The organism is Psychrilyobacter atlanticus DSM 19335, assembly GCF_000426625.1.
In the GTDB taxonomy this organism is placed as follows: Bacteria; Fusobacteriota; Fusobacteriia; order Fusobacteriales; family Fusobacteriaceae; genus Psychrilyobacter; species Psychrilyobacter atlanticus.
On sequence record NZ_KE384547.1, the window covers coordinates 1,012,489 to 1,037,804 of the forward strand.

At 32.4% G+C, this 25,316-nt stretch carries 20 protein-coding genes; 11 read left to right on the forward strand and 9 right to left on the reverse strand.

Translation table 11 applies throughout. From position 1 onward, the window contains the following. Positions 1–175 precede the first annotated feature (175 nt). Positions 176–718, forward strand: a complete 543-nt coding sequence (locus K337_RS0105265) for a hypothetical protein (protein ID WP_028855684.1) — start codon at positions 176–178, stop codon at positions 716–718. Positions 719–742: 24 nt separating this feature from the next. Beyond that, complete coding sequence (locus tag K337_RS0105270; RefSeq protein WP_028855685.1) at positions 743–1,906, forward strand: iron-containing alcohol dehydrogenase; 1,164 nt, start codon at positions 743–745, stop codon at positions 1,904–1,906. A 140-nt stretch (positions 1,907–2,046) separates the two neighbouring features. Here the strand turns inward: K337_RS0105270 and K337_RS0105275 are convergent, their stop codons facing one another. Next, complete coding sequence (locus K337_RS0105275; RefSeq protein WP_037029187.1) at positions 2,047–3,990, reverse strand: M3 family metallopeptidase; 1,944 nt, start codon at positions 3,988–3,990, stop codon at positions 2,047–2,049. A gap of 187 nt (positions 3,991–4,177) precedes the next feature. Between K337_RS0105275 and K337_RS0105280 the strand changes: the two genes are divergently transcribed. The 6 genes from K337_RS0105280 to K337_RS0105305 all read left to right on the forward strand — a co-directional run bounded on the left by K337_RS0105280 (position 4,178) and on the right by K337_RS0105305 (position 9,633). Beyond that, positions 4,178–4,891: a PASTA domain-containing protein gene (locus K337_RS0105280; protein ID WP_028855687.1), complete on the forward strand. Its 714-nt coding sequence runs from the start codon at positions 4,178–4,180 to the stop codon at positions 4,889–4,891. Between the two features lie 17 nt (positions 4,892–4,908). After that, on the forward strand, positions 4,909–5,769 hold the full coding sequence (gene rsgA / locus K337_RS0105285; RefSeq protein ID WP_084140794.1) for a ribosome small subunit-dependent GTPase A: 861 nt from the start codon (positions 4,909–4,911) through the stop codon (positions 5,767–5,769). 57 nt (positions 5,770–5,826) lie between these two features. Further along, positions 5,827–6,462: a ribulose-phosphate 3-epimerase gene (gene rpe / locus K337_RS0105290; protein WP_028855689.1), complete on the forward strand. Its 636-nt coding sequence runs from the start codon at positions 5,827–5,829 to the stop codon at positions 6,460–6,462. 9 nt (positions 6,463–6,471) lie between these two features. Further along, complete coding sequence (locus K337_RS0105295; protein WP_028855690.1) at positions 6,472–7,140, forward strand: MarR family winged helix-turn-helix transcriptional regulator; 669 nt, start codon at positions 6,472–6,474, stop codon at positions 7,138–7,140. A gap of 264 nt (positions 7,141–7,404) precedes the next feature. Continuing rightward, positions 7,405–9,015: an Rqc2 family fibronectin-binding protein gene (locus K337_RS0105300; protein ID WP_028855691.1), complete on the forward strand. Its 1,611-nt coding sequence runs from the start codon at positions 7,405–7,407 to the stop codon at positions 9,013–9,015. Positions 9,016–9,087: 72 nt separating this feature from the next. Further along, entirely contained in the window at positions 9,088–9,633 is a 546-nt protein-coding gene (locus tag K337_RS0105305) for a hypothetical protein (RefSeq protein ID WP_028855692.1), read from the forward strand. 501 nt (positions 9,634–10,134) lie between these two features. Here K337_RS0105305 and pnp read toward each other — a convergent pair. Then, complete coding sequence (pnp, locus tag K337_RS0105310) at positions 10,135–12,285, reverse strand: polyribonucleotide nucleotidyltransferase (RefSeq protein WP_028855693.1); 2,151 nt, start codon at positions 12,283–12,285, stop codon at positions 10,135–10,137. 418 nt (positions 12,286–12,703) lie between these two features. Here pnp and K337_RS0105315 point away from each other — a divergent pair, with 418 nt between their 5' ends. Then, positions 12,704–13,774, forward strand: a complete 1,071-nt coding sequence (locus K337_RS0105315) for a YibE/F family protein (RefSeq protein ID WP_028855694.1) — start codon at positions 12,704–12,706, stop codon at positions 13,772–13,774. Between the two features lie 70 nt (positions 13,775–13,844). On the opposite strand, the gene K337_RS0105320 is transcribed toward K337_RS0105315, so the two are convergent. The 5 genes from K337_RS0105320 to K337_RS0105340 form a co-directional block, all read right to left on the reverse strand. After that, the gene (locus K337_RS0105320) at positions 13,845–14,312 is read right to left on the reverse strand and encodes a hypothetical protein (protein WP_028855695.1); all 468 of its coding nucleotides are present in this window, start codon (positions 14,310–14,312) and stop codon (positions 13,845–13,847) included. A gap of 9 nt (positions 14,313–14,321) precedes the next feature. Continuing rightward, positions 14,322–15,056: a DUF3943 domain-containing protein gene (locus K337_RS17730; RefSeq protein WP_051251619.1), complete on the reverse strand. Its 735-nt coding sequence runs from the start codon at positions 15,054–15,056 to the stop codon at positions 14,322–14,324. A 375-nt stretch (positions 15,057–15,431) separates the two neighbouring features. Then, complete coding sequence (locus K337_RS0105330) at positions 15,432–16,223, reverse strand: ABC transporter ATP-binding protein (RefSeq protein WP_028855696.1); 792 nt, start codon at positions 16,221–16,223, stop codon at positions 15,432–15,434. Continuing rightward, complete coding sequence (locus K337_RS0105335) at positions 16,210–17,079, reverse strand: ABC transporter permease (protein WP_028855697.1); 870 nt, start codon at positions 17,077–17,079, stop codon at positions 16,210–16,212. The genes K337_RS0105330 and K337_RS0105335 overlap by 14 nt, the downstream gene beginning before the upstream one ends. 3 nt (positions 17,080–17,082) lie before the next feature. Then, entirely contained in the window at positions 17,083–18,042 is a 960-nt protein-coding gene (locus K337_RS0105340; protein ID WP_028855698.1) for an ABC transporter substrate-binding protein, read from the reverse strand. Between the two features lie 418 nt (positions 18,043–18,460). Here K337_RS0105340 and K337_RS0105350 point away from each other — a divergent pair, with 418 nt between their 5' ends. Both K337_RS0105350 and K337_RS0105355 read left to right on the forward strand, forming a co-directional pair. Then, complete coding sequence (locus K337_RS0105350; protein WP_028855699.1) at positions 18,461–21,031, forward strand: CBS domain-containing protein; 2,571 nt, start codon at positions 18,461–18,463, stop codon at positions 21,029–21,031. 8 nt (positions 21,032–21,039) lie between these two features. Then, a complete protein-coding gene (locus tag K337_RS0105355; protein WP_028855700.1) occupies positions 21,040–23,352 on the forward strand; it encodes a patatin-like phospholipase family protein in 2,313 nt (770 codons plus the stop codon). Between the two features lie 18 nt (positions 23,353–23,370). Here the strand turns inward: K337_RS0105355 and K337_RS17735 are convergent, their stop codons facing one another. After that, positions 23,371–24,090 (reverse strand): outer membrane lipoprotein-sorting protein, encoded by a 720-nt coding sequence (locus tag K337_RS17735; RefSeq protein ID WP_051251620.1) that lies wholly within the window; start codon positions 24,088–24,090, stop codon positions 23,371–23,373. Positions 24,091–24,109: 19 nt separating this feature from the next. Next, on the reverse strand, positions 24,110–25,312 hold the full coding sequence (locus K337_RS0105365; protein WP_028855701.1) for an ABC transporter permease: 1,203 nt from the start codon (positions 25,310–25,312) through the stop codon (positions 24,110–24,112). Between the last annotated feature and the right edge of the window lie 4 nt (positions 25,313–25,316).

The window sequence follows — 25,316 nt, forward strand, 5'->3', positions numbered from 1 at the left end:
AGAAAAAAACTCCCAAAGAGTGTTTAAAATTTAGTGATATTTTGAATATCCTTCGTGTAAGTTTCTAATAAAGATTGGTGTAAATTGATGACGAAAAAAAGTTTTAGTCGCAGATTACGTAAAGATAGATTAAAAAAATGGTGTAGATTAGCGATAAAAAAAGGAGTGATTAAGTGTGGTAAATTTTGAAAAAATAGATGAAATGATAAAGATTATAGCCAGTGGAGAGATATCGGAATCTCAGAGTTTCAATGAGTTTGCCGTGAACTTTTATTTGGAGACAAAGATAGTACCTCTTTCTAAGTACCTGAAGATGGAAGGTAAAACTAATAAGATGCCTAAAATTATGAATACTAAAAAAAGTGGTGAGCTGCTTTTTCACACTCAAAAAAATGAAGAAATATTAAAATTCCTAAAAAAAAGAGGGTATAAGGAGATTCCTGAATTAAATTTCACCTGTGTTATGCTCCTTAGAAAAGTTGACAGTATGTCAAATTGGAAAAAACTTTTATCTTATTTTGAAGGGAAGGGAACTATTGAGGAGATAAACAATTCCACTAGAATACAGCTCCTGCCAGATGAAGAAAAAAAGATAGGGGAGTTTATAAAAATAAATTTAGGTGTTTCAGATACGGAACTAAATTGGTTAAAAGATAAATTTAAAATTATATATGAAAACAAGGAACTTTTGAGATCTATAAAAAAAATAGCGAGATAATTTTTATATTTATAAGGGGGAAAAATGTTAAATTTTAATTTTCAGAATACAACAGAGATAGTCTTTGGTAAAGATGTGGAAACGAAAGTTGGAAAGAAGGTAGCCGAGTATGGGAAAAAAGTATTACTTCATTATGGGGGAACCAGTCTTAAAAAATACGGTCTGTATGATAAAATAGTAAAAAACTTAACAGATGAAGGAATAGAGATATTTGAATTAGGAGGAGTATTACCAAATCCTAGATTATCCTTGGTAAGAGAGGGAATAAAAATTTGTAAAGACAACAAGATAGATTTTATCCTGGCTGTGGGAGGAGGGAGTGCCATTGATTCCGCTAAAGCTATTGGTGCCGGTGTAGAATATGATGGAGATGTCTGGGATTTCTTTGAGGGGAAAGCTGCAGTATCTAAAACTTTACCACTAGGAGTAGTACTAACAATTCCTGCCGCAGGAAGTGAAGCTAGCAGCGGTAGTGTTATTACAAATGAAGATGGATGGTATAAAAAATCATTTGGTGGAAATATAATCAGACCTAAATTTGCAATTATGAATCCTGAAGTTACGTATACTCTTCCTGGATATCAGACAGCAGCAGGTGCAGTAGATATCATGGCCCATGTTTTAGAGAGATACTTTACCAATGAAAAACATGTAGAATTAACAGATAGATTATCGGAAGCGGTATTAAAAACAGTTATTTTAAATACTCCTAAAGCTTTGGATTTTCCAGAGGATTACAATGCCCGTGCTGAGATTATGATATCTTCAACTATAGCTCATAACAGCCTTCTTGATATGGGTCGTGAATCTGACTGGGCCTCTCATGGAATTGAACATGAATTGAGTGGAATCTATGATATTACCCATGGTGCAGGGCTGGCTATTATATTCCCGGCATGGATGAAATATGTCTATAAAACTAATATGGATAGGTTTGTACAGTATGCTATCCGTGTGTGGAATGTGGATATGAATTTTAATGATCCAGAGGCTACAATTTTGGAAGGAATCAAGAGAACCGAGGAGTTCTTTACATCTATTGATATGCCTACAAGGTTATCCCAGGCAGATATAGATGGTGAAAAATTTGAGGAGATGGCAGCCAAAGCTACAGAAAATGGAACTCTGGGTAGTTTTGTTAAATTGACCAAGGAAGATATAGTAAATATATATAGGTTAGCAGAGTAAGCAACGTAACGTTGCATCTAGATAGGAGTAATCTAATGTTATATTTTATTAGATAATCTAAACCATTATAATTCTTTAGACTAAAAAACCCTAGAAAAAGAGTACTTGAACTCTTTCTCTAGGGTTTTAATTATTTAAATCTACAGTATTCCTGTAAGTTTTAATAATGCCTTAGGGTCTGGCTGTCTCCCGTGAACATTAACAAAACTTTCCTTCATATTTACCGATCCTCCAAGAGATAGGAGGTTGTCGAAAAAGTTATTGGCTAACTGCTTATCTATATTCCCGTCTTTAGTCATCTCTATATAACTGTCAGCAGAGAGTACTTCAGCCCATTTATACGAATAATAACCTGCTCCATATCCACCTGCAAATATATGACTGAATGAACATTGGAACTTATTGTATTCTGGTGTTTTTATTACTGAAACCATTTTTCTGACTTCATCTAATTTTTCTTGAACTTCTTTTTTAGAATAAGCATTATCATATATCATTAGGTCAAATAATCCAAACTCAACTTGTCTGTTGTTTCCATATCCCTGTCCATAATTTAAAGAATCTAATACTTTTTGGATTAATTCATCGGAGATAACTTCTCCAGTTTCATAGTGAGTTCCAAAGGTCTTGATGATCTCCTTGTTGTTGGCAAATTCTTGCAGCCATTGAGATGGATATTCTACTACATCCCACTCAGTTCCATTAAATCCAGAAGCAGAAATCTCCTTTGTTTTAGATGTGATAAGGTGAAGAGCGTGTCCCATCTCATGAAATAATGTTACTACATCTGAATGATCTAATAGTGATGGAACTCCATCCTTACTAGGAGGGAAGTTGCAAACGATTATTCCTGTTGCAGGAACACGGACTCCATCCTTTGAGTAGCTTGTAATCCAGCTGTCTGCCCAAGCTCCTCCCCTCTTACTTTCATTGGTTTCTAAATCCATGATTAAGTTCCCTAAAAGTACTCCATTTCTTTCTAATTCAAAGACTAAAGCTTTGTCGTTCCATAATTTGGCATCTTTTATCTGCTTAGCTTTTAAATTAAAGATGTTGTTTAAGAATTGGAACATCCCAGAAACCACCTTGTTTTTCTCAAAATATGGTTTTACTTCACTAGGATCAAAATTATATTTGATCTCCTTTAGTTTTCTAGAAAGGTATGAATAGTCATATATCTCTACAGTTTCATAGTTTAATTTTTCTTTTGCAAAACTCTTTAATTCTTCAATTTCCTGGGTAGCCTTTGGAAGAGCTTCTTTTCCTAATTCTGTTAAGAAATCTATAACTTCTAAAGCGTTATTTGCAGTTTTTGAGGCAATAGAGAGTTCTCTATAATTTTCATAACCTAAAATATTAGCTTTTTCATCTCTTAAATTCAAGATTTTTTCAATGAGGTCTTCATTTTGAGGTGCCTTTGTAGCAGAGGCTTTATAAAGTTTTTCCCTCAATGCTCTGTCGTTACAATATTTTAAAAATGTAGTAAGTGATGGTCCGTGAAGGGTAAACTTCCATTTTCCACCCTCTATTTTAGCAGATTTTTTATCCATTTCAGAAAATTCAGAAAGAACTTTTTCATCCTCGATAATTAATTCATACCCATTTGTAGCATCAGTTACATTTTGGCTGAAATCATTTCCTAATTTAGCCAATTCTAAATTGATGGATTTGATCTTCTCCTTGCTTTTTTGATCTAAACCGATACCGCTGGATTTAAATGACAATATTTGTTTTTCTAGTATTCTTTTTCTTACATCATTTAAATCTTCAGTTTCATAAATTTTTATGATGGCATTAGCTACCTCTTCATTTTGGCTCAATTTAGAAGTAAATTCATTCATGATGGGGATATACTCCTCATATGTCTTCTTACCTAAATCTGTAATACTAGTTGAAATTTCAATCTGTAGTGGAAATGAAAATTTTTCAACGTCATCTAAAAGGTGCTCCATTACATCGAAGAAATTATCATATGTTTTATCTTTTATTTTTAATAATTCCTCAATAGCGCTCTCAACAGCAACTATTTTTCCATTTAGTTCATCTATAAATTGTTCATCTAATTTTTTGTAATTTAACTGCATAATCATCCTCCTAATTTTGTATTATCTAAACAGATTATACCCCACTTATTTTATATATGTGAAATTTTTTATTTTAATTTTGTATCCTCCTCTAAATTCCTATGGTAAGTTGTAGTATAATTGATATTTAACTATATCTATGTTACTATTTAGGGAGAAATTTATAGTGATATTAAGGAGTCATAAAATGAATAAAAAAATAATTATTACAATAAGTAGTTTAGCTATTATAGCTGGGATATTCCTTGCTGGAAATGTGGGATTAAAGTTTTTCTTTCATGATTATTTATATGAAACACCAAATTTAAAAGGGCTTACAGTTGAGGAAGCCGAAGCATTGGTAGAATCCGAATTTAAATTGGTTAATATGGGGGAACATTATTCTGAATTAAAAAAAGGTGAGATCTACTCTCAGCTGCCTGTGTCGCCAAAACATATAAAGAAAGGCAGACCTATAAAAATTTGGATAAGTAAGGGAATGGATACAGTTATTTTACCTGATTTAAAGGGAAAAAATATGCAGGATGCCAGAGTGATCCTGAGTGATCTAGGAATTAAAGTAGAGAGGATTTCTCATACTATGGAAGGTTATATGAATAATAGAGTTATAGGAACAGATCCTTCGGAAGGGAGTTCAATTTCCCGTGGAAGTTCAGTATCTCTATTGATAAACGTAAGTCAGATAAAAAATATCAGAATGCCGGATATACTAGGATTTTCAATAGAAGAAGGGGAAAAGATTCTTCGTGAAAAAAAGCTGGTTATAGGAGATATAAAAAAGGTATACAGGAATGATTTTCCTGAAGATACTATAATTGATATTAGTTACCCTGCTGGAAAAGATGTTTTAGCAGGCTCGGTTATAAATATTACAGTTACAACTCAGAGTGAGGAGGAATAATTATCAAAGGTAGAGTTATTACAAAAATAAAGGGGTTTTACTACGTTCAAGTGGAAGAAAAAACATATGAATGTAGATTAAGAGGTATATTAAAGAAAAAAAATAATAAAGATAACTGTGTTACAGGAGATCTGGTAGAATTTGGTGAAGATGGATTTATTACAAAGGTATATCCTAGACAAAATATCATCCATAGACCTCTAGTTTCAAATATAGATTATTTGGTTATTCAGTTTTCAGCATTGGATCCAAAATTTGATATTGGAAGGTTTAATATACTGTTACTGAATGCTTTCTATTACAATATCAAGCCAGTAGCCGTTATCAACAAAGTTGAATTATTGGATGATGAAGGTTTTGAAGAATTAAAAGGACAATTAGAGTTCTTAAAGCAATTAGATATAGAGGTATTTTATATCTCAACCTATGAAAATACAGGGATAGAAAATCTAAAAGACTACATAAAAGATAAGATAACTGCATTTGGAGGACCATCTGGAGCAGGGAAATCATCGTTACTAAATATGCTTCAAGAGGAAAGAGTATTAGAAACAGGAGAGACTAGTAAGAAAAACTCAAGGGGAAAACATACTACCAAGGGAACAACGTTGTTACCGATGAAAGATGGTGGATGGGTAATTGATACACCTGGTTTTTCTTCTATAGAGCTGCCACCAATAGAAACAGCTGATGAATTAGCTGGTTTATTTTCAGAATTTAATGAATATAGGACTTGTAAATATAGCAATTGTATCCATATAAATGAACCTAAATGTGGTATAAAAGATGGGCTTGATCAGGGGCTGAGCCAAAGTAGATATGACTTCTACCTATGGTGCTATAAATTTTATAGTGAAGAAAGATGGAATAAATATTAGTGAAGTATGATATAATTATTTTATAATCAAATTAATTTTAAGGAGTGAACCATAAAAATGAATACAATTAAAATTGCACCTTCAATCCTATCAGCTGATTTTAGTAAATTAGGAGACGAAATAATAGAGATAACAAAAGCCGGAGCGGATATGATCCATATTGATGTTATGGATGGAAATTTTGTTCCAAATATCTCATTTGGAGTTCCAATTATAAAATCAATCAGGAATAAAACAGATTTAATTTTTGATGTACATTTGATGATAGACGCACCTGAAAGATACATTGAAGACTTTGCTAAGGCAGGAGCAGACATGATCGTGGTTCATGCTGAATCAACAACTCATCTTCATAGAGTTGTTCAACAAATAAAAAATCTTGGTCTGAAAGCCGGAGTTTCATTGAATCCAGCTACACCTGTAGAAAATTTAAAATATGTAATAGATGAACTGGATATGGTATTACTTATGTCTGTTAATCCTGGTTTTGGAGGACAGAAATTTATACCTACTACTATAGAAAAGATAAAGGATGTAAGAGGGATCTCTTCTACAGTGGATATCCAAATAGATGGTGGTATTACAGATGCTACAATCAAACCTTGTATAGAAGCTGGAGCGAATATATTTGTAGCCGGATCTTTCGTATTTGGTGGGGATTACAAGGAACAAATAGAAAAATTAAGAGGTTAAGGAGGGCATATGTCTTTAGAAAGAGTTAATACGGTAATAGAAGATTTCACTAAGCTTTTTTATGAAACGGAATCACTAGCACTTAAGCAAGGAATCAAATGTTTGACTACAACAGAGCTTCATGTTATAGAAGCTATTGGAAATCATTCATTGTCTATGAATAATTTATCTGATAAATTAGGTATTACTATGGGTACTGCTACAGTTGCCATAAATAAATTATCCAATAAAGGATTTATAACTAGAAAGAGATCGGACAATGACAGGAGAAAAGTTTTTGTTTCCCTATCTAAAAAAGGTGAGGATGCACTTACTTATCACAATAACTTTCATAAAATGATAATTTCAAGTATTACAAAGAATATAGAAACAGAAAATTTAGAAATATTCACTACAGTATTTACTAAAATATTGGAAAATCTTAAAAATCAGGTAGAATTTTTTAAACCAGATGTTATTACTAATTTCTTAGAGGGAGACTCTGTGAGTGTTCTAGACGTAAAAGGAACTCCTGTAATCAAGAATTTCTTTGCTGGAATGGGTATAAAGTTATATACTGAGTTAAAAATAATGTCTAATTCACATAGGGTAATTGCAATAAAAACTCCCGATGGTGAAATAGTAGAGATAAACACTATAGATGCTAAAAACTTAGTAGTAGTAAAAAAAGATATATAAGAAAATAATAGTAGGAGGGAGGGATGACCTTCCTCCTATTTTTGTAAAATTAATTAAAAAATTCTTTAGACCTCTCTTTTCTTTCTTTTCTCTCCTATGAGATGACGAATATCAGAAATATCTTATAGATTAAAAAATATTTCTAAATGTCAGGAGAGAAAAAGCCAAATGTTTACGCTAAGTTTCTCCTAAGATAGGAGAAACTATAAAAAGGAAGAGGTCTGAAATTAGAAAGATTTTATCTGTGAAAAAGGAGTAAAAATTATGTTATATATAGACGGGATATCCCTAAGTAAGTTAAAAGATGAGTTAGATGAGACATTAAAAGGCAGGAAGGTAACTAAAATATTTCAATATTCACCACTGAGTTTATCTGTATTTTTAGGAAAAATAAACTTATATATTTCAGCTACTCCTAATCTGCCCATATGTTATACAGCCACAAAAAAAGAGGTAGCTCCTGATAAACCTATGAGTTTTTCACTGTCTCTTAGAAAATATGTGGTAGGTGCAATATTAACCGGAGTGGAGCAGTATAAAAACGATAGGATATTACTCCTTTCATTTGAAAAGATCAACGAGTTAGGTGTAAAACAAAAAGTTAAAATGATCGTTGAGATTATGGGTAAACATAGTAATATCATCCTGGTAGATGATAACTTTATGATCTTGGATCTGTTGAAGAAGTTTTCTATAGAGGAGAATAAATTGAGGTTACTCATGGGAGGAGCTAAATATCAATTCCCTATCGTGACTGAAAAAAAATCTCCTATGGAGATATCAAAAGAGGAGTTCGATAGTTATCTAGCAGATAATACATTGATTCAAAATGTAGATGGAATAGGAAAACTTACAGCCAAGTATATGACCGATTACAATAAATTTTCTGAGATCATAAATGAAGCGGCATCTCCTACTCTCTATAAACAGGATGGAACTATCAAATATGGAACGATACTTAATCTTCCTCTAACGGGATACGAAGAGGTAAAATTTGAATCAATCAACAGTATGATAGATACCTATATATTGGAGACATTAAACTCGGAACAATTCAATAATCAAAAAAGAACTCTGGCTAAAGTAGTGGAAAAAGAAATAAAAAGAAATAAAAAAACTATGAAAAATGTGAATAAAGATAGAGAAAAATATTCTACTTATGAAAAATATAAAAAGATAGGAGATATCCTGGCAGCTAATTTATATTCATTGAAAGGGTATGAGAAAAGTGTTATCCTCTATGATTTTTATGAAAATTGTAATATAGAGATATCTTTAAATCCGCAAAGAACTTCAAATGAAAATCTGGATAACTACTATAATCTATACAATAAACACAAGAGGGGATATCAGCATAGTGGTGAAAGATTAGAAATCATTAAATCTGAAATTATATATTTAGAATCTATTTTATCCTTTATAAACCATGCACAGGACAAGAAAACTTTGGAAGGTATTGAGGAGGAGTTAATCGCCAATAAGTATCTTAAAAAGATAGTAAAGACAAAGAAGAAAAAAAAGGTAGCTAAGATCATGCCTCCTACAACGGAGATAGATGGATTCACAGTGTATTATGGAAGAAATAATATAGAGAATGAATATGTTACATTTAAAATAGGAGACAGACACGACCTCTGGTTCCACGCCAAAGACGTTCCTGGAAGTCATCTGATAGTCAAGACAAACGGAGAAGAGATATCTGATGATACACTCTATAAAGTAGGAGAGTTGGCTAGTCAGCATTCTAAAGTGGGACAAGGCGAAACCATTCGAATTGATTATTGCTTGAAAAAATATGTGAAGAAAATAAAGGGAGCAAAACCTGGGTTGGTAATTTATTCCAATGAGAAGTCGGTATTTGTGAAAAAGGGGTAAATAGTCTAGTGGAATTAGAGAATAACTTTAACTCTATTATACAGAGAGAATTTAAAGGGGAGTTGTTTTAGGATGGAAGTTAAAGAAAAAGGTGAAGGGGAAATTAAAAATATAAAAAAGAGTAAGTTTTATTCAACTCTTATTTTGAAAGTTGTAGTTATAATTCTGGGTTCTATTTTAAGCTTTTCATTAGGAAGTTATATTAGTGAAAAAAATGAAGAAAAGAAAACTAGAAAACTAGCTATTGTATTAACTCAAGAATTAAACGATATAAGCTCAACAATAGAGTCTATGCCGAAAAGAAAAGAACTTATAGAAAATACCACCACTATTTCACCATTAGAATATAATGAAATAAAAATTAAAGATTTAATTTTATTAGAAAAAGCAGGTTTAAATCCTATTGAAATAAAAAAACTTAGTGAAATATTTAAAATTCTTTCAAATATAAATACAACGATAGAGTATATTAATAGATCACATGAAAAAAAGGATGTTTTACTTCATAATGCTTTACTAAAAGCTTTAGTTGATTTATTAGAAGATGAAAGTTTTCGAAAGAATCTTAAAGAAATTAATCTAATAGAGAATAAACTTCTGAAATACATAAACAAATAGTATATTTACTGAGTAAATCAATTCCAAATAAACTCACCCCTTTAGTTCCCCTTCGATCAACGAGTATTTAGAATTTACTCAGTTGAGTAAATTCTAAAATGTGGATAAAGAGAGGGGAAGCAATGCTATGGGTGGAAATAAAAAAACTATTTATTATACTTTTAAGGTATGACAAATAGTTTTTTTAAATTTTAACTCCAAAATTTTAAATCCTGTTTCTACAATGACGATCGTGAACTACTCAATAAAGACCTTTATAAACTTCTTGATCCTCTTTGGTTCGTTTCTCAGATCAAGCTGAGAAATGAACCCGTATTAAAGAGGGACTCTTTAGAACTTTTTTAAAACTTCTTTCTTATTAGCGTTTTCACGAGGTCATGAATATTAGAATCGACATTTAAAATCAAGTTTTAACTATACTTGATTTTGATAATCGTAGAAAATCATATAAGCAAAAAAAAGGGTTTAGCACAATTTTGTGCTAAACCCCTTTACCATAACCTACTTAGTTTCTTCAGTTTTTACTTCTACTTTTTTAACCGGCTTAGGTAATAACTCTTTTCTACTTAAGCTGATCTTTCCTTTTTCAGTTGAGATAACTTTAACTTCAAATTCATCTCCAACATGTAATACATCTTCTACGTTAGCTACTCTCTCATGTGAGATTTGAGAAACATGTAATAATCCGTCTTTTCCTGGTGCTACTTGCATAAATGCTCCAAATGAAGCTATTTTTACAACTTTAGCAGTGTAGATTTCTCCTACTTCAACGTCTTTTACATATCCATTTACTAATGTAACAGTTTTATCTAATGCGTCTTTATCTACAGCAAAGATTAATACCTTTCCAGTATCATCGATATCAACTTTAGCTCCAGTCTCTTCTACGATACCTTTGATATTCTTTCCAGCAGGTCCGATTAATGCAGATATTTTATCTGTATCAATTTGCATTTGATATACTCTAGGAGCTGTAGCTGCTAATTCTTCTCTAGGAGCAGGGATAGCTGCGTTCATAACACCTAATATTTCTGTTCTTGCTACTAATGCTTGCTCTAAAGCTATTCTCATAACTTCTTCATCTATTCCAGTGATCTTGATATCCATTTGAAGTGCTGTGATTCCTTTAGAAGTTCCAGCTACTTTAAAGTCCATATCTCCTAAATGATCTTCTAATCCCATGATGTCAGTTAAGACTACATAGTCGTCTCCCTCTTTAACAAGTCCCATAGCTATTCCAGCTACATGTTCCTTGATAGGTACTCCGGCAGCCATAAGTGATAATGATCCACCACAGATACTTGCTTGAGAAGATGAACCATTTGATTCAGTGATCTCAGATACTACTCTTACTGTGTATGGGAATACTTCTTCAGTTGGTAAAACATAAGAAAGTGCTCTTTCAGCTAATGCTCCATGTCCTAATTCTCTTCTTCCTGGTCCTCTCATGAATCCAGGTTCTCCTACTGAGTAAGAAGGGAAGTTATAGTGAAGGTAGAATTTCTTGTAGAAACTGTCATCTAATCCGTCGATTAATTGCTCATCTTGCTTAGTTCCTAATGTAGCAAATACCATTGCTTGAGTTTCTCCTCTAGTAAACATTGCTGATCCATGAGGTTGAGATAAGATATCTATTTCTGCGAAAAGGTCTCTTAATTCATCAGTTTTTCTTCCATCTACTCTATGCTTGTTATAAACAATAGCTTCTCTTACTAATTGCTTCATAAGGTCATGGTAATATTTAGCGAAGTCAAATGCTAAAGCTCCGTCTAATTCTTCTTCTTTAGTTTTTTCCATGTAGTCAGCTGTGAATATCTCTAATAACTCAGCTTCTAATCCGTCTACTGCATCTTCTCTAGCATGTTTTCCAACAACTAATACAGCTTCTTTTAATCTTGCAGTTGCTTTTTCATCGATGAATGATTTAACAGTCTCGTCGATTGCAGGTGCAGCAAATTCTATGTTTTCTTTTGCAACTAATGCAGCAAATTCCTCTTGGAATGCACATATTTTTTTAATGTTGTCATGAGCAAATAAGATTGCATCTAACATAACTTTTTCAGATAATTCAGCTGCTCCAGATTCTACCATGTTTACAGCTTCCTTTGTTCCTGCTACTGTTAATTCTAAATCACTTTCAGCTAACTCGGCTGGGCTTGGATTTAAAACGAATTCTCCCTCGATCATTCCAACTGTAACTGCTGCTACAGGTCCTAAGAAAGGAATATCAGAAACCATTAATGCTGCTGATGATCCGATGATCCCAAGGTAGTCAGTAGTACAAGTTTCGTCGTATGACATTACTGTATTTACAATATGTACGTCATAGTTGAACCCTTCAGGGAACATTGGTCTGATTGGTCTGTCTATTAATCTAGCTGTTAATGTAGCATTTGTAGAAGGTCTAGCTTCTCTCTTCATAAATCCACCTGGCATCTTTCCAGCTGCATAATATTTTTCTACGAAATCTACTGTTAATGGGAAAAAGTCCGCTCCCTTTCTAGGTGCTTTACTTCTAGTTGCTGTTACTAATAATGCAGTTCCACCACATTCTACTAATACAGCTCCTCCAGCTTGTCTAGCTAATTTTCCAGTAGACATTTTAATTACTTTTCCACCGATTTCTAATTCCATGTTTTTTTCTTTAAACATATATTCCTCCTATTATATTGGATGAGCCTAGGGGCCATCCTTACACTTTATTTTCTGAATCTAACTATCTGATACCAATCAGGAAAGTATAAAAATTCAGTTATTTCAATAGGAGACATAAAATAATAAGGGGAAAAAATATAATTATTTTAATTTATATTTTCATCTCTTACTACTTATTTATCTCCTATTGCTAGTAATTATATCACCCTATCCTCTTTAAGTAAAGGCTTAAAAAGAACTTTCAAAGGATACGATATCACTATCAAACTTAAAAATGAACTCTTGGTATAAAACTTATTTTGATTGTAATAAACCAGTTATAAATTTTTAAAGTTAAGGTAGAGACCTTTGGTGATATTTTATGTTAAAATATAAAGAATAATGAATTTATAACAGAATTATCTTGGAGGAGAGTATGAAAAAAAAATTAATTATAGGGATATTTTTTATCCTGGGTATCTCTATTTTTGCCAAAGAAACATATGTAAAGGGAAAGATCCTGTCTATATTAAAGGAGGAAGAGTTACCAGAGGATGAATATCTTAGTTCTATGACAGATTTTCAGGTGGAAATAATGGAAGGGGAGGAGAAGGGAAAGGTCTTAACCATTCCTCATCCAACCTATAGGGAAAAACAGCACAATCTATCCTTTAAGCCTAGTATGAATGTAGTCATATATAATGATACAGATGGATACTATATCATTGAAAGGGATAGGAGGGGTAGTCTCTACCTTTTAGTCTCACTTTTCTTAGGTTTGACACTGTTAATCGCAAAAAAACAAGGGTTGAAGGCAATTTTGTCTTTAGGAATAACAGGATTTCTAATATTTAAATTTATGATTCCCGGGATCATCTTAGGGTTTTCACCGATCTTAATTTCCATAGTTATTTTATCCATATCTTCTATCGTTACGATATTTTTTATGACCGGGTTTAATTCCAAGGGAATTATTGCTATCCTAGGAACCTTAGGAGGAGTTATTTTTGCAGGAGTTCTATCTATATTTTTTTCCAAGACCATGGGTCTTACAGGATATACGACTATGGAAAGTATTAACTATGCGTCCCTTATAAAAAATATAAATCTGAAGGAACTCATATCAACAGGGGTAATCATAGGGAGTGCAGGAGCAGTTATGGATGTATCTATGTCTATCTCCTCAGCACTTTCAGAGATAAAATCTCATAAGCCTAATATTACATCTCTGGAATTATATAACTCTGGGATGAGTATAGGAAGGGATATCATAGGGACCATGATAAATACTCTTATCTTAGCTTATATAGGGGGATCACTCTTCACAATAATGATCCTTACTATCCAGCAAAATGATTTTCCTAATATTCGGATATTAAATTTTGAATTTGTAGGAGTAGAATTTCTCCGGGCTTTTTGTGGAAGTATAGGAATATTAATAGCTGTTCCTCTGACATCTTTATTAGCTTCTAAAATTCATATGAAGAAGAATGAAAAGCAAAGTTAAGTTATATCTAGATAAAAAATAGAAGTTTGTCTATATTTATAGACAAACTTCTATTTTTCTTTTTAAAGTCTTAAAATATTGGTGTAATCAATGAAAATACTATATTTCCATTTTTTAAAGTGGATTCTTCAGTATCTTGATTACCAACTGAAACTCCTCCTTCGACAGATAATCCAGACTCTAACCTTTTTCCAATGCCTAAATATGCATAAGCTCCAGTTTTATCACTGTTTTTATAGAGGGTTCTTCCGTATCTTCCAGCAGCATAGAAACCTGGGATATTTTCAGAATAAAATTTACCACTGAGGTAGACAGGAAAAGATTCCATCTCATTATTCTTAAAGTTAAATTCCCCGATCCCTCCGACTCCAAGTTCAACATTGGGGAAAATTTCGTGAATAATTTCTAAATTTAAATTTAAACTTCCAGTTTTATCATCTAAATATTTACCATATCCGCCACCAACTCCTAAATTTATCCCAACTGAATAAAGGTTTAATCCTAAGAGAAAGAATCCTACTAATATTAATTTTTTCATAACTGCCTCCTAAAATGGAAATGTAAAATTTATTCCTAAAAGTAAATCGATTTCTCCTTCATGTTCAACAGCGTTTACTATTACCCCTGTATGACTTGTTCTTTCATAGTCGTCATAGATATAACTAGAAAGGTGTCCCATTGGGTCTATAAAGATCATAGTAGCACTGCCCCAAAATTTAGAATCAAAGAGCATCCCGTCATTATCTAATATGTGGTTTTGAAGAGTATAAAATCCCTCTCCCAAGATAGAACCAAAAACAGGAGTTATAACAAGATCCTGCATGGAAGGTGGCTCAGCAAATGCTTCTACCCCATATTCCCAAAAAAATGTAGAGATAACAAATGTATACCAAAAAGATTCCAAAGGGGAATAATTGGCATTTCTAGCAAGGATATAATAAGCACCACCTGCATACACATGACCTACATAGTTATACATTGGGCTGTCTTGATCCCATACCGGCCCACTTTTTATGTTGTTTTCCCATTTCTGGAATATACTGGTTTCTTCATCCTTATCCCACCCTGTTGATGATCCTGGGAGCAGATAAAGGGTAGTGGCTGTTACACCTGCAAGGATAAATAATGAACCTGTATCTTTTTTTAACTTATCAAAGTTTTTTTCAAAAATAACATTTTCTGTATCTAGGTTGTAACTAATTTTTTCTTCCTCTCCAAAGATTATATTCCCTATGAGAATAAAAAATATAATGGTAAGAGGAAATTTTTTAAAATTAAACATTTGAATTCACCTACTTAGTTTAGAATTTAAATTTTAGTAACTATTAATATCTATTATAGTTATTAGAGAAAAAAATAAAAAACCCTTTTAAAAGAGTTTTTTAATTTTTTTTAATCTTCTAAAAGGTTAGATGGATATGGTGGGCACGACGAAACTCGCAAGATATTTACTGGGGTAGCTAGACGACTATAAATTTCGAATTCAAAGTCAAAATTTAGTTCTAAAATTAGCGATAATTTATGACAGAACCTTTGCGTGTCTCTTTACCTCTTTTCTTTGTGTTGAAGGGTTTAAAATCTGTGTAATCTGTGACAAAAAAGAAAGTTCTAAAGATTTCATCTTTAATTTGTGTTCTATGAATACAAAAATGAACTATTAAAGGCTGAAGAGTTCATCATCCTTTATGGCAGTGTTTTTAGTATGAAATATTTTTAGGAGTTTTTCAGGAGTAAGATCTTGTTTTTCTTCCCCTTTAAAATCTAAGATGATCTTTCCTTCATGGAGCATGATCAGTCTGTTTCCATATTTTATAGCATCATTTAAATTATGAGTTATCATAAGTGTAGGAATATTATGAGATTCCACTATTTTTTTTGTTTTTTCCATGATTAATTCCGATGTCTGAGGATCAAGAGCAGCAGTATGCTCATCTAATAATAATAATTTTGGTTTATTTAAAGTTGCCATGATAAGAGCGAGACACTGCCTCTGCCCGCCAGATAATAACCCAACTTCGGTATCTAATTGTTTTTCTAATCCTAAACCTAATTCGGTTAGAGACTTTTTATAGATCTCTTTCTTTTTTTTATTTAGACCCATAGTAAGGTTAAATTTTTTTCCTTTGTTGTCTGCCATGGAAAGATTTTCAAAGATTGTCATAGATGGTGCTGTTCCCAAGGTAGGATTTTGATAGACCTTTGAGATAAAAGTATTTCTTTTATAATTGGCTAAAGTTGTAAAATCTTTATTTTCTATATATAAACTTCCATCATCTGGAATAATATTTCCCATAATTATATTTAGAAGGGTAGATTTTCCAGCACCATTACTTCCGATAATAGATACAAAATCCTCTTGATTTAATTGGAAATCTAACCCTTTAAAAACTTTTTTTTCACTCCCTAATTCAGAGTGGAATGATTTGTATAAATTATTAATTTTGAGCATTTTGAAATACACCTCCTAATCTATTTTTTAATATTGAGTTTAAATTTTTACTTTTAAATGCCATGATTCCAACAGTAAGGATTGCAGTGATAAGTTTTATATCACTGGCGTTAAACCCTATCTTGAGGGAGCCAAGTATTATAAATCTATATAAGATAGAACCGATAATTACGATAGTTGTGACATTTAACATCTTTCCTTTTTTTAAGACACTTTCACCAATTATGATAGAGGCCAATCCTGTAACGATAGTTCCTGTCCCCATAGCAACATCTGAAAACCCCTGGTATTGGGCTAAGATACCGCCAGATAGGGCTACTAGTCCATTAGCTAACATGAGACCAATAATCTTTAATTTCTTTTCATCTATTCCCAAAGATATAACCAAAGTTTCATTGTCACCTAAAGCCCGGAGGGAAAATCCAAATTTTGTTTTTAACAGATAGTCTAGGAAGAACTTAGACAGAAGGACAATAAATAATATAATAAAAAGATTGGATCTATTGGAAAAAATGTTATCAATTCCAAATAGTGGGATATTAGATCTTCCCATAATTCGAAGATTGACACTGTATAAACCTGTCATAACAATAATTCCAGCCAAAAGGTTTGTAATCTTAAATTTGATATGGATATATCCCGTAATAAATCCTGCAAGGGATCCGCCGACGAATGCTATACCTAAAGCTAGGATAGGGTTAGCCCCCTTTGTAATAAGTATAGCTGCGATAGAAGCTCCCATAGGAAAAGACCCGTCTACGGTAAGATCTGGGAAATCTAGTATTTTATAGGAAATATATAATCCTAAAGCCATTATTGCAAAAATTAATCCCTGTTCAATAGTTCCTAATAACATAATTTACTCCTTTATAATCTCAATATTTTTTAACTTATCACTATTCGGTGAAATTCCATATTTTTTCATCTGTTTTTCATTGATAGTTAATTCAGATTTGTTTAAATATTCTATGGGCATCTTTTCAATTTTATCTCCATCGAGGTATCTTATAACCATCTCTCCAGTCTGGTATCCCACTTGGTATTCTGATATACCAGAGGAAGCCAATGCACCTGCTTCAGTAAAATCTCTGGTAGCACCTATAACTGGGGTATTAGCTTTATTAGCTCTATCTATGATAAGGCTGTAAGCAGAAGCAACATTGTTATCCTTGGTTGTGTAGATTACATCGACTTCTCCTAAAAAACTATCCATTGCAGAAGCTATCTCTGTAACGTTGGTAACTCCCCTGGCGATAACTTTATATCCAGCTTTATTAGCAGCTTTAGTAAATTCTTCAGTAAGATATGTGGAATTAGCTTCGCTGGTAGTATAGATAGTCCCTATTGTCTTAGTTTTAGGAAGCAATTCCTGTATTAGTTTTACCTGCTCTTTTACCGGTGACATATCACTGACCCCTGTAATGTTTGTTCCTTTCAATCCAGCTACGACAGGATTGGTAACAGCTGTAAAAAAGAGTGGTTTTTCAGGTATTTTATTCAAGGCAGCTTGGGCACTAGGAGTAGTGATAGCTACGACAATATCAGAATCTTCATTAAATTGAGCTGCAATAGTTTGAGCTGTTATAAAGTCCCCTTGAGCATTTTGATAGTTGAATAAAATCTTGTCTTTATATTTACTGTTTTTCAGAGCATCTTCCACTCCACTTCTAATCAAATCCAGTGATGGGTGTTCTACAATTTGAGTGATACCAATATTTATTTTTTCTGAGGTGTTCGTTATTTCCTTACCTTCTTTATTTTTTTCCTGACACCCTGCTAAACTCATGATTAAAATGATTCCTAAAATTAATTTTTTCATTTCCTTACTCCCTTTTAATTTATTTTTATAGTTTCCTAGGTAATAAAAAAAGAGGTCAATCCATAGGATTAACCTCTTCTGTATAATATTTTTTTCATTATATCTAAAAAAACAATAATATCTATTATTATTTTTTCTAAATATATTTTGAAATTATATATAACTACAGCAACTATTGGTCAAAAACAGATCTACTTAATAATTCAGTATTAAATTTATTAGATTCGTTTTTGCACCACCAAGTAAGTCTCTTAGACATAATAGTCACCTCCATTTATTTTTTTATTTGAATAATCATATAATGAATGGGATGAGATTGTCAACAGAAAGATTTAATTTTTTAAAAAATGTTAGAAAAAAATAGATAAAAGTGTATAATTATATTGAATATAATTATAAAATTTAGAGGGTGGTAGAGATGGAAATAATAACTTGTCATATATATGCAGACTTAGATGCACTTTCTTCTATGGTTTTAATAAAAAAATTATATCCTAATGGGATATTAGTTTTCCCGGGACATATTGGGAAAAGTGTGAAAGCTTTTGTAAACCTGTATCAAAATTTTTTACAGGTAAAAAAAATAAAAGATATTCAGATGGATAAGGTGAGTAAACTAATAGTTGTGGATACTTCAAAAAAAAATAGGATAGGATTATTCGAGCAATTATTGGATAGGGATGATGTAGAGGTTGTAATCTATGATCACCACAAGATCAGTGAAAATGATATAAAAAATAGGAGAATTATCAGGAAAAATTATGGATCTAATACCACTAATATATTAGAAGTTCTCTTAGAAAATGACCCGGATATTAAATTTGATCAGATAGAAGCTACCTTGGGTCTTATGGGAATATATGAGGATACAGGAAACTTTAGTTTTGACAGTACCACTCCAAAAGATTTGGAGATGGCATCTTATTTATTGCAAAAGAATGGAGATCTGTCCAAGGTCAACGAATATGTTCAAAAGGGATTGGAAAAGGAGCAGCTGGAAATATTTATAGAACTTATTGAAAACTCTGAATTTATAGATATCGATGGAGAGGTAGCACAACTGACCTACTATAAAAGTGATGATTTTATTTTTGGTATGGATGAGTTGATAAATAAGATACAGTATCTAGGGAAATCCAGTCTATGTGTAATTTTATGTGGGAATGATAAGAGGATAAGTATAGTAGGGAGATCTTCAAATAAAATAAATGTAGCTGAAATTTTAAAAGATTACAAGGTAGGAGGGCATGAATATGCTGTCTCAGGTGTAATCAGAGATCAAAACATGAAAAAATTATACGGGGATATAAAAAAAAGAATAGAAAGTGTGATTAAACCCAGTAAAAAATCCATAGACATAATGAATACTCCTGTTAAAACTATCTTAAGGGATACCAAAATTAAACTTGCTTATAAGGTAATGTATAGGATGGGCTATGGTGGGTTACCCATTGTAGAAGATGGGAAGATTGTAGGGATAATTACAAGAAATAGTGTAGATAAAGCGCTAAATCATGGTTTTTCAAATGCTCCTGTAAGTGCCTATATGACATCGGAAGTGGTCACAGCAGATATACATCTCAGTGTTGAAGAATTAAAAGCTCTTGTGGTGGAAAAAGGAATTGGAAGGGTTCCCATAGTAGATGACAAAGGGAAGATCCTTGGGATAGTGACTAGAACCGATATATTGAAATCTATCTACAGTAAAAATCCAGTAAGGAAGGCTAAAAAATTAAAATTTGAATCGGAAATAAAAAATAATATTGAAGGGGTAGTTCCTGCCAAACTCTTGAAATTATTGAAGATTATAGAAGCGGTATCAAAAAAAAGAAATGAAAAAGTATTCTTAGTAGGAGGGATAGTGAGAGATCTTATCTTAGGAATAAACAATAAGGATATCGATATAGTAGTGGAGGGAGATGGGATAAAATTCGCTCTGGAACTAAAAGATATGCTGGGGGCAAAAAAAGTAAGGATACATGAAAAATTTAAAACAGCAGTGGTTGTGGTTCACGATGATTTAAAATTGGATATAGCCAGTTCAAGGCTGGAATACTATGAATACCCGACTTCCCTTCCAGTAGTGGAATATGGAAATATCAGGGATGATATGTATAGGAGAGATTTTAGTATAAATGCCATGGCTTTGGAGATTGACAGTTATAATTTTGGTAAACTCATTGATTTTTATGGGGGGTATGATGATCTTGCTAATAAAAAAATAAGGATCTTGCATAATTTGAGCTTTGTAGAGGATCCTACAAGGATAATTAGGGCATTTAGATTTGCAGCTAGATATGGATTTGAACTGGAAAAAGATACGGAAATATTTTTAAAAAATGCAATAAGTGATGGATTTTTAAAAAAAATATCCTGGCCTCGGGTTAAACAGGAGTTGGAGATCTTATTTTCTGATAAAAACTTAACCAGGGGGATGGAGTTCTTAAATAAATACAATGTATTTGTTGAGATCAACCCTAATATCAAATATGACTTGGAGATGAAGAAAAATATAGAAAAATTAGAAAGTCTTGAGGGACTTCTAAATTTTGTTAATATTAAAAAATGGTTATTGGTGTTCTTGATCATACTGGAAAATTTAGAGAAAAAGGAACTGGATCTGGTATTTAAAAAATTTAATTTTTCAAATAAATTTATAGAAAAGTATGATTATGGTATATTAATAAGGGAGAAAATATTGGAACAGTTAGAGTCAGCAGATAAAAATTCAGATATATATAATGCACTAAAAAATATATCTATGGAAATAATAACTCTTATCTATATTCAAAACAGAAAGGAAAAGATAAAAATAAAAATTGAAAACTATATCTATAGTTTATCTAAAATGAAACCCCTTATCAGAGGGGAGGATCTTGTTAAAAATGGAGAACTGCCTGGAAGAGAATTTAAGGATAAACTAAATGCTTATTTTATGAAACAGATGGATATGGAAGAGCCGACCAAGGAAAAAATATTAAAAATGTAGGAGGTAAGATGAAAATAAAATTTTTATACATATTAGTGATATACAATATTTTTGTTATTACTCTCAAATCTGAACCACCAGTTTCTAAAGATCACCCTATGGAGATCTCAGCTATAGATTCAAAGATTGAATTGAAAAGATCCCAGATAATGGAGTTGGAAAATTTAAAAAAAGCAATTTTAAAGAAGAAAAAATCCGGTGAAAGAATTAAAATCGGGGTTGCTTTAAGCGGAGGAGGATCTAAGGGGTTTGCTCATATAGGTGTACTCCGGGTTTTGGAGGAGAATAATATCCCCATAGACTATATCAGTGGGACCAGTATGGGAGGGATTGTAGCCAGTTTATATGCAGTAGGCTATAACCCAGATGAGATAGAAGCTATTGTAAAAACTATGGATTGGAGATATAGATTGTCCAATGATCCCATGAGGATGGATATTCCATTGGAAGAAAAATTTAGATCTGAAAAATATTTTGCTTCAGTAACCTATGATGATAAATTAAATTTCAGCCTTCCAAAGGGAGTTCTGACAGGGGAAAAATCATATTTAAAATTAAAGGAATTATTTTGGGATGTAAAGGATGTTAAATCTTTTGATGAATTTAAACCTGCCTTGAGAATAATTGCTACAGATTTTAATACGGGAAAAGCTAAAAGTTTTGATCATGGAGATCTGGCTCTTATTGTCAGTGCCAGTATGGCAATTCCCACTATATATGATCCTGTAAAAATAGAAGATAAGGTGTATATAGATGGTATGGTTTCAAGGAACCTACCAGTAGAAGATCTATTTTCAGCAGGGGCAGATATTGTTATTGCCAGTGATGTAGGAGCCCCCCAGATAGATCAGTTGACCTATAATTTATTGACTGTAGTAAGTAAAATTTCTACATACAGAGGGACAGAATCTACAGAAAAACAAAGGGAATTGGCAACTATAATCATAGATCCCGATGTAAAACTAGAAGATGCTACAAATTTTGATAATTTTGACGACCTGATCTCCAAAGGGGAATTAGCAGCTGAGAAAAAGCTGAAAGAATTAAAAAAATATGAAAATCCAAATGTAGAGCAAGGAAAGAGGAAAAGAGGAGATCTAGAAGAGGTCTATATAGATGATATCCAAATTGAAAATTCTAAATTTTTAGGAGAAGAGATGAGAAGGGAGATAGTAGAAGATCATCTGGATAGTAAAATCCCGGGGAAGGTAAGTTATAAGGAATTGGAGAGTTTAATGATGAAGCTCTATGCCATGCCGTATATTGAAAAATCCTACTATACAATTGATGGATCTACCCTAAAGATAAGTGTAGATGAAAATGAACTGAACTTTATAAGGGTCGGGGCAAACTATAATTCCGATACAGGGGCAAAGTTAGCTGTAGGAACAGATCTTACAAAAATAGGAAAGATAGGAAGGGTAACATCCTTAGAGTTTGAGGCTGGGGACTATAAAAGTATTGAATTCGATAACTTTTGGTATTATGGGGAAAAAAATAAAGTAGGAATAAATTTGAGCTTGGGATATGAGGAAAATCCTTTATATATCTATGATGAAAGAAGTTTAAAGGCTGAATCTACAGAGGCTCATAAATTTATTGATCTTAGCTTAACAACTAAATTATTCAGGCAGTTTGATTTTTCTGCGGGATTAAAATATATCGATGCTGAAAATGAATTTGATGTAGGTTCCGATGAATATAAAGATATTTTAAGTACAAGCTACGGGTATCAGGAGGCGTATTTAAAGCTGGTATTGGACAGGAAAAATAGTTCAATCTATCCTACCAAGGGAACTTATTTACAGGCTAGGCATGAGGTAGGTGGAATAGGTAGCGATGATGTAGAATATTATAGTGAATTGGGGATAATACAGGGTCATATGTCACTAACTCCTAAACTTTCATTGAATGCCTCTTTAAGTGGAGGAGTGGTCAGTGGTGAGCATATTCCCCTGGGAAATCATTTTAAAATCGGTGGAATAAACAATGATTTAGATAACAACTACATCTCGTTTTATGGGTATAATACCATGAGAAAGTTAGCTTCTGAATTTATAGTGGGGCAGATAGGAGCCCAGTATATGATCTACCCAAACATATATATATTAGCTAAAATTAATGTATTAACCTATACAGGTATAAATGAGAACGATTCCATAAAAGATAACGGTAACTTAATATTTGAAGATTTTGAACAAGGATATGGTATAACTTTAGGATATAAATCTATCTTCGGGCCGCTGGAGATTTCAGCGACAAATGATGCAGATTCTTCTAATAGTGGAATAATATCTGTTAATATGGGTTATGTATTTTAAGGAAAATTATCGGTTCGATTATTTTCTTTCCAGATTTTTCAGAGTAAAAACAGATTCAGACAGATCGGGATTTAACTTTATATCAGTTAAAATTAACTCGGTATAAGAATTTTTTTTCAATTTATCATCTATACGAAATATTGTTATATAGTATCTGTCTTCAATTTTTTTGATTTCATCAACTATATATTCTTTTAACAGTTTACCGGAATTAGCATACATCTCACCCTTATCTATGGTAAGGGTGTTTTTATTTATCCAGAGGATCTGCCTGTAATATTTAGCTTCCTCTCCTTCTTTTCGGATTAAGTCTACGACATATTGGTCAGGAGTTTCGTCGATTATTTTGGAGTCATAGAGGGTGCTGTATTTATTTCTATCGGTCTGGTCATCGTAGGAGATATCACTTCCCATCATACTTTCCTTCAGCATATGTTTTGAAATTTTTATTGTTCTGGATGTGCTGGGCATATAGATCCACAGGTTTTTCCCATTTCTCAAATATTTTGTTCCCCTGTCTCTAGCAGGGTATTTAAATACAATAAAAGATCTTTCGTTCCCCACAGCATCCATGATAAATTTTTTTGTGTATTTTTTATCTTCCCTATGGATGATCATCTCCCCACTATAACTTACACTTTTAGGGGTCATATTGTAGTCTAATCTGGTTAAAATTTCCTTGGAACTCATACTGAAAATTAAATTTGATAAAAGAAAAAAAATAAATAATATTTTCATAGCTCTCTTCCTCCTAAGATTACTCGTTTCTCATATTCTCCACGGCTTCCTTTTTTACCTCTGAAAAGATAGCTAAAAAAGTAGCCAGGGTAGAGGTAACAAGGGCAACCGTGAGACTTAAAGCAGTAACAAAAATAGTTAAATGGGGGTAGATAACTCCCTTTATATTTAACTCACTGGTGAAGGATTCAATCATGTCACCAAAGTTTACTCCTACTCTGCCTAAGTAGAGAGCTATTCCACCTCCTAAGATAAGTCCTGCAATCCCGCCTATGACTCCCATGAGTCCTCCTTCTAAAATAAATATTTTTTTTATTTCTCTCTCCTTCATCCCCAAAGCCTTTAACAGTCCAATTTCATGACGCCTCTCAAAGACAGTCATAAGCATGGTATTGGAGATACTGAGCCCAGATAGGGTGGCAAAGATAAAGATAAATATTCCCTGGATAAAAGGCAAAACTTGAGTGAAACTTTCATTCATTCCTATTTCATCCCACCTCTTTACAAGGACAGTTTTATCTGTATTTTTAGTCAAAAAACTTTTTATGGGGATCTCCTTATTATTGGAATATATGAGGTACTCAGTTATCCTGTCCTCCATATCTAAAAGATATTGACTGCTTGCCAGGGTGATGTAGAAACTTTTATTCAGTCTGGTATTGTCCATCTTATAGAAGCCGACTATATTATAGTTGAGAGAATAGAGTGATTTATCCTGGGTTTGGGTAAGGAGGGTAACTTGATCTCCTAATTTTAAATTGAGCCTTCTTTTGAGAGTTTCACCGATAATAATTTCATTATTATTCTCTAAAAATTTCCCTGAATAGATGAATTTATCGAATCCGATTATTTTTTTATCTTTACTTTCTATCCCGCTTCCCATGGCTTTTTCATGTTTTTCATTGAAATAGATCAAACCTCCAAATTTTATCCGGCCGACACCGATATTTTTTTCAGAGATTCTTTCAACTACTTTTTTTATTTTAGAGTATGAAAAGTTAGATGAAACATCTAAACTCCGAGATCGGAGTTCATAATCTGGTGCTGTTATCCTAACATCACCGGTCATTCTTTTTCCACTTTCTAAAAATAGATTCTTTTCCCCCTCTATCCAGCTGAGACCAAATGTCATTCCAGAGGTGGCAATTAAAATAATCAAAATAGTTAAAAAAGATCTTTTTTTATTCCGTTTTAAATTTTTAAAAACTACACTAAGTAACATAGTC

Excerpts from the sequence above, each read along its gene's own strand:
- K337_RS0105350 (WP_028855699.1), top strand. The coding sequence starts at position 18,461 with ATGGAAATAATAACTTGTCATATATATGCAGACTTAGATGCACTTTCT.
- K337_RS0105295 (WP_028855690.1), top strand. The coding sequence starts at position 6,472 with ATGTCTTTAGAAAGAGTTAATACGGTAATAGAAGATTTCACTAAGCTT.
- K337_RS0105275 (WP_037029187.1), bottom strand. The coding sequence starts at position 3,990 with ATGCAGTTAAATTACAAAAAATTAGATGAACAATTTATAGATGAACTA.
- K337_RS17735 (WP_051251620.1), bottom strand. The coding sequence starts at position 24,090 with ATGAAAATATTATTTATTTTTTTTCTTTTATCAAATTTAATTTTCAGT.
- K337_RS0105365 (WP_028855701.1), bottom strand. The coding sequence starts at position 25,312 with ATGTTACTTAGTGTAGTTTTTAAAAATTTAAAACGGAATAAAAAAAGA.
- K337_RS0105300 (WP_028855691.1), top strand. The coding sequence starts at position 7,405 with ATGTTATATATAGACGGGATATCCCTAAGTAAGTTAAAAGATGAGTTA.
- K337_RS0105320 (WP_028855695.1), bottom strand. The coding sequence starts at position 14,312 with ATGAAAAAATTAATATTAGTAGGATTCTTTCTCTTAGGATTAAACCTT.
- K337_RS17730 (WP_051251619.1), bottom strand. The coding sequence starts at position 15,056 with ATGTTTAATTTTAAAAAATTTCCTCTTACCATTATATTTTTTATTCTC.
- pnp (WP_028855693.1), bottom strand. The coding sequence starts at position 12,285 with ATGTTTAAAGAAAAAAACATGGAATTAGAAATCGGTGGAAAAGTAATT.
- K337_RS0105330 (WP_028855696.1), bottom strand. The coding sequence starts at position 16,223 with ATGCTCAAAATTAATAATTTATACAAATCATTCCACTCTGAATTAGGG.
- K337_RS0105315 (WP_028855694.1), top strand. The coding sequence starts at position 12,704 with ATGAAAAAAAAATTAATTATAGGGATATTTTTTATCCTGGGTATCTCT.
- K337_RS0105355 (WP_028855700.1), top strand. The coding sequence starts at position 21,040 with ATGAAAATAAAATTTTTATACATATTAGTGATATACAATATTTTTGTT.
- K337_RS0105280 (WP_028855687.1), top strand. The coding sequence starts at position 4,178 with ATGAATAAAAAAATAATTATTACAATAAGTAGTTTAGCTATTATAGCT.
- K337_RS0105335 (WP_028855697.1), bottom strand. The coding sequence starts at position 17,079 with ATGTTATTAGGAACTATTGAACAGGGATTAATTTTTGCAATAATGGCT.
- K337_RS0105270 (WP_028855685.1), top strand. The coding sequence starts at position 743 with ATGTTAAATTTTAATTTTCAGAATACAACAGAGATAGTCTTTGGTAAA.
- rpe (WP_028855689.1), top strand. The coding sequence starts at position 5,827 with ATGAATACAATTAAAATTGCACCTTCAATCCTATCAGCTGATTTTAGT.
- K337_RS0105340 (WP_028855698.1), bottom strand. The coding sequence starts at position 18,042 with ATGAAAAAATTAATTTTAGGAATCATTTTAATCATGAGTTTAGCAGGG.
- K337_RS0105305 (WP_028855692.1), top strand. The coding sequence starts at position 9,088 with ATGGAAGTTAAAGAAAAAGGTGAAGGGGAAATTAAAAATATAAAAAAG.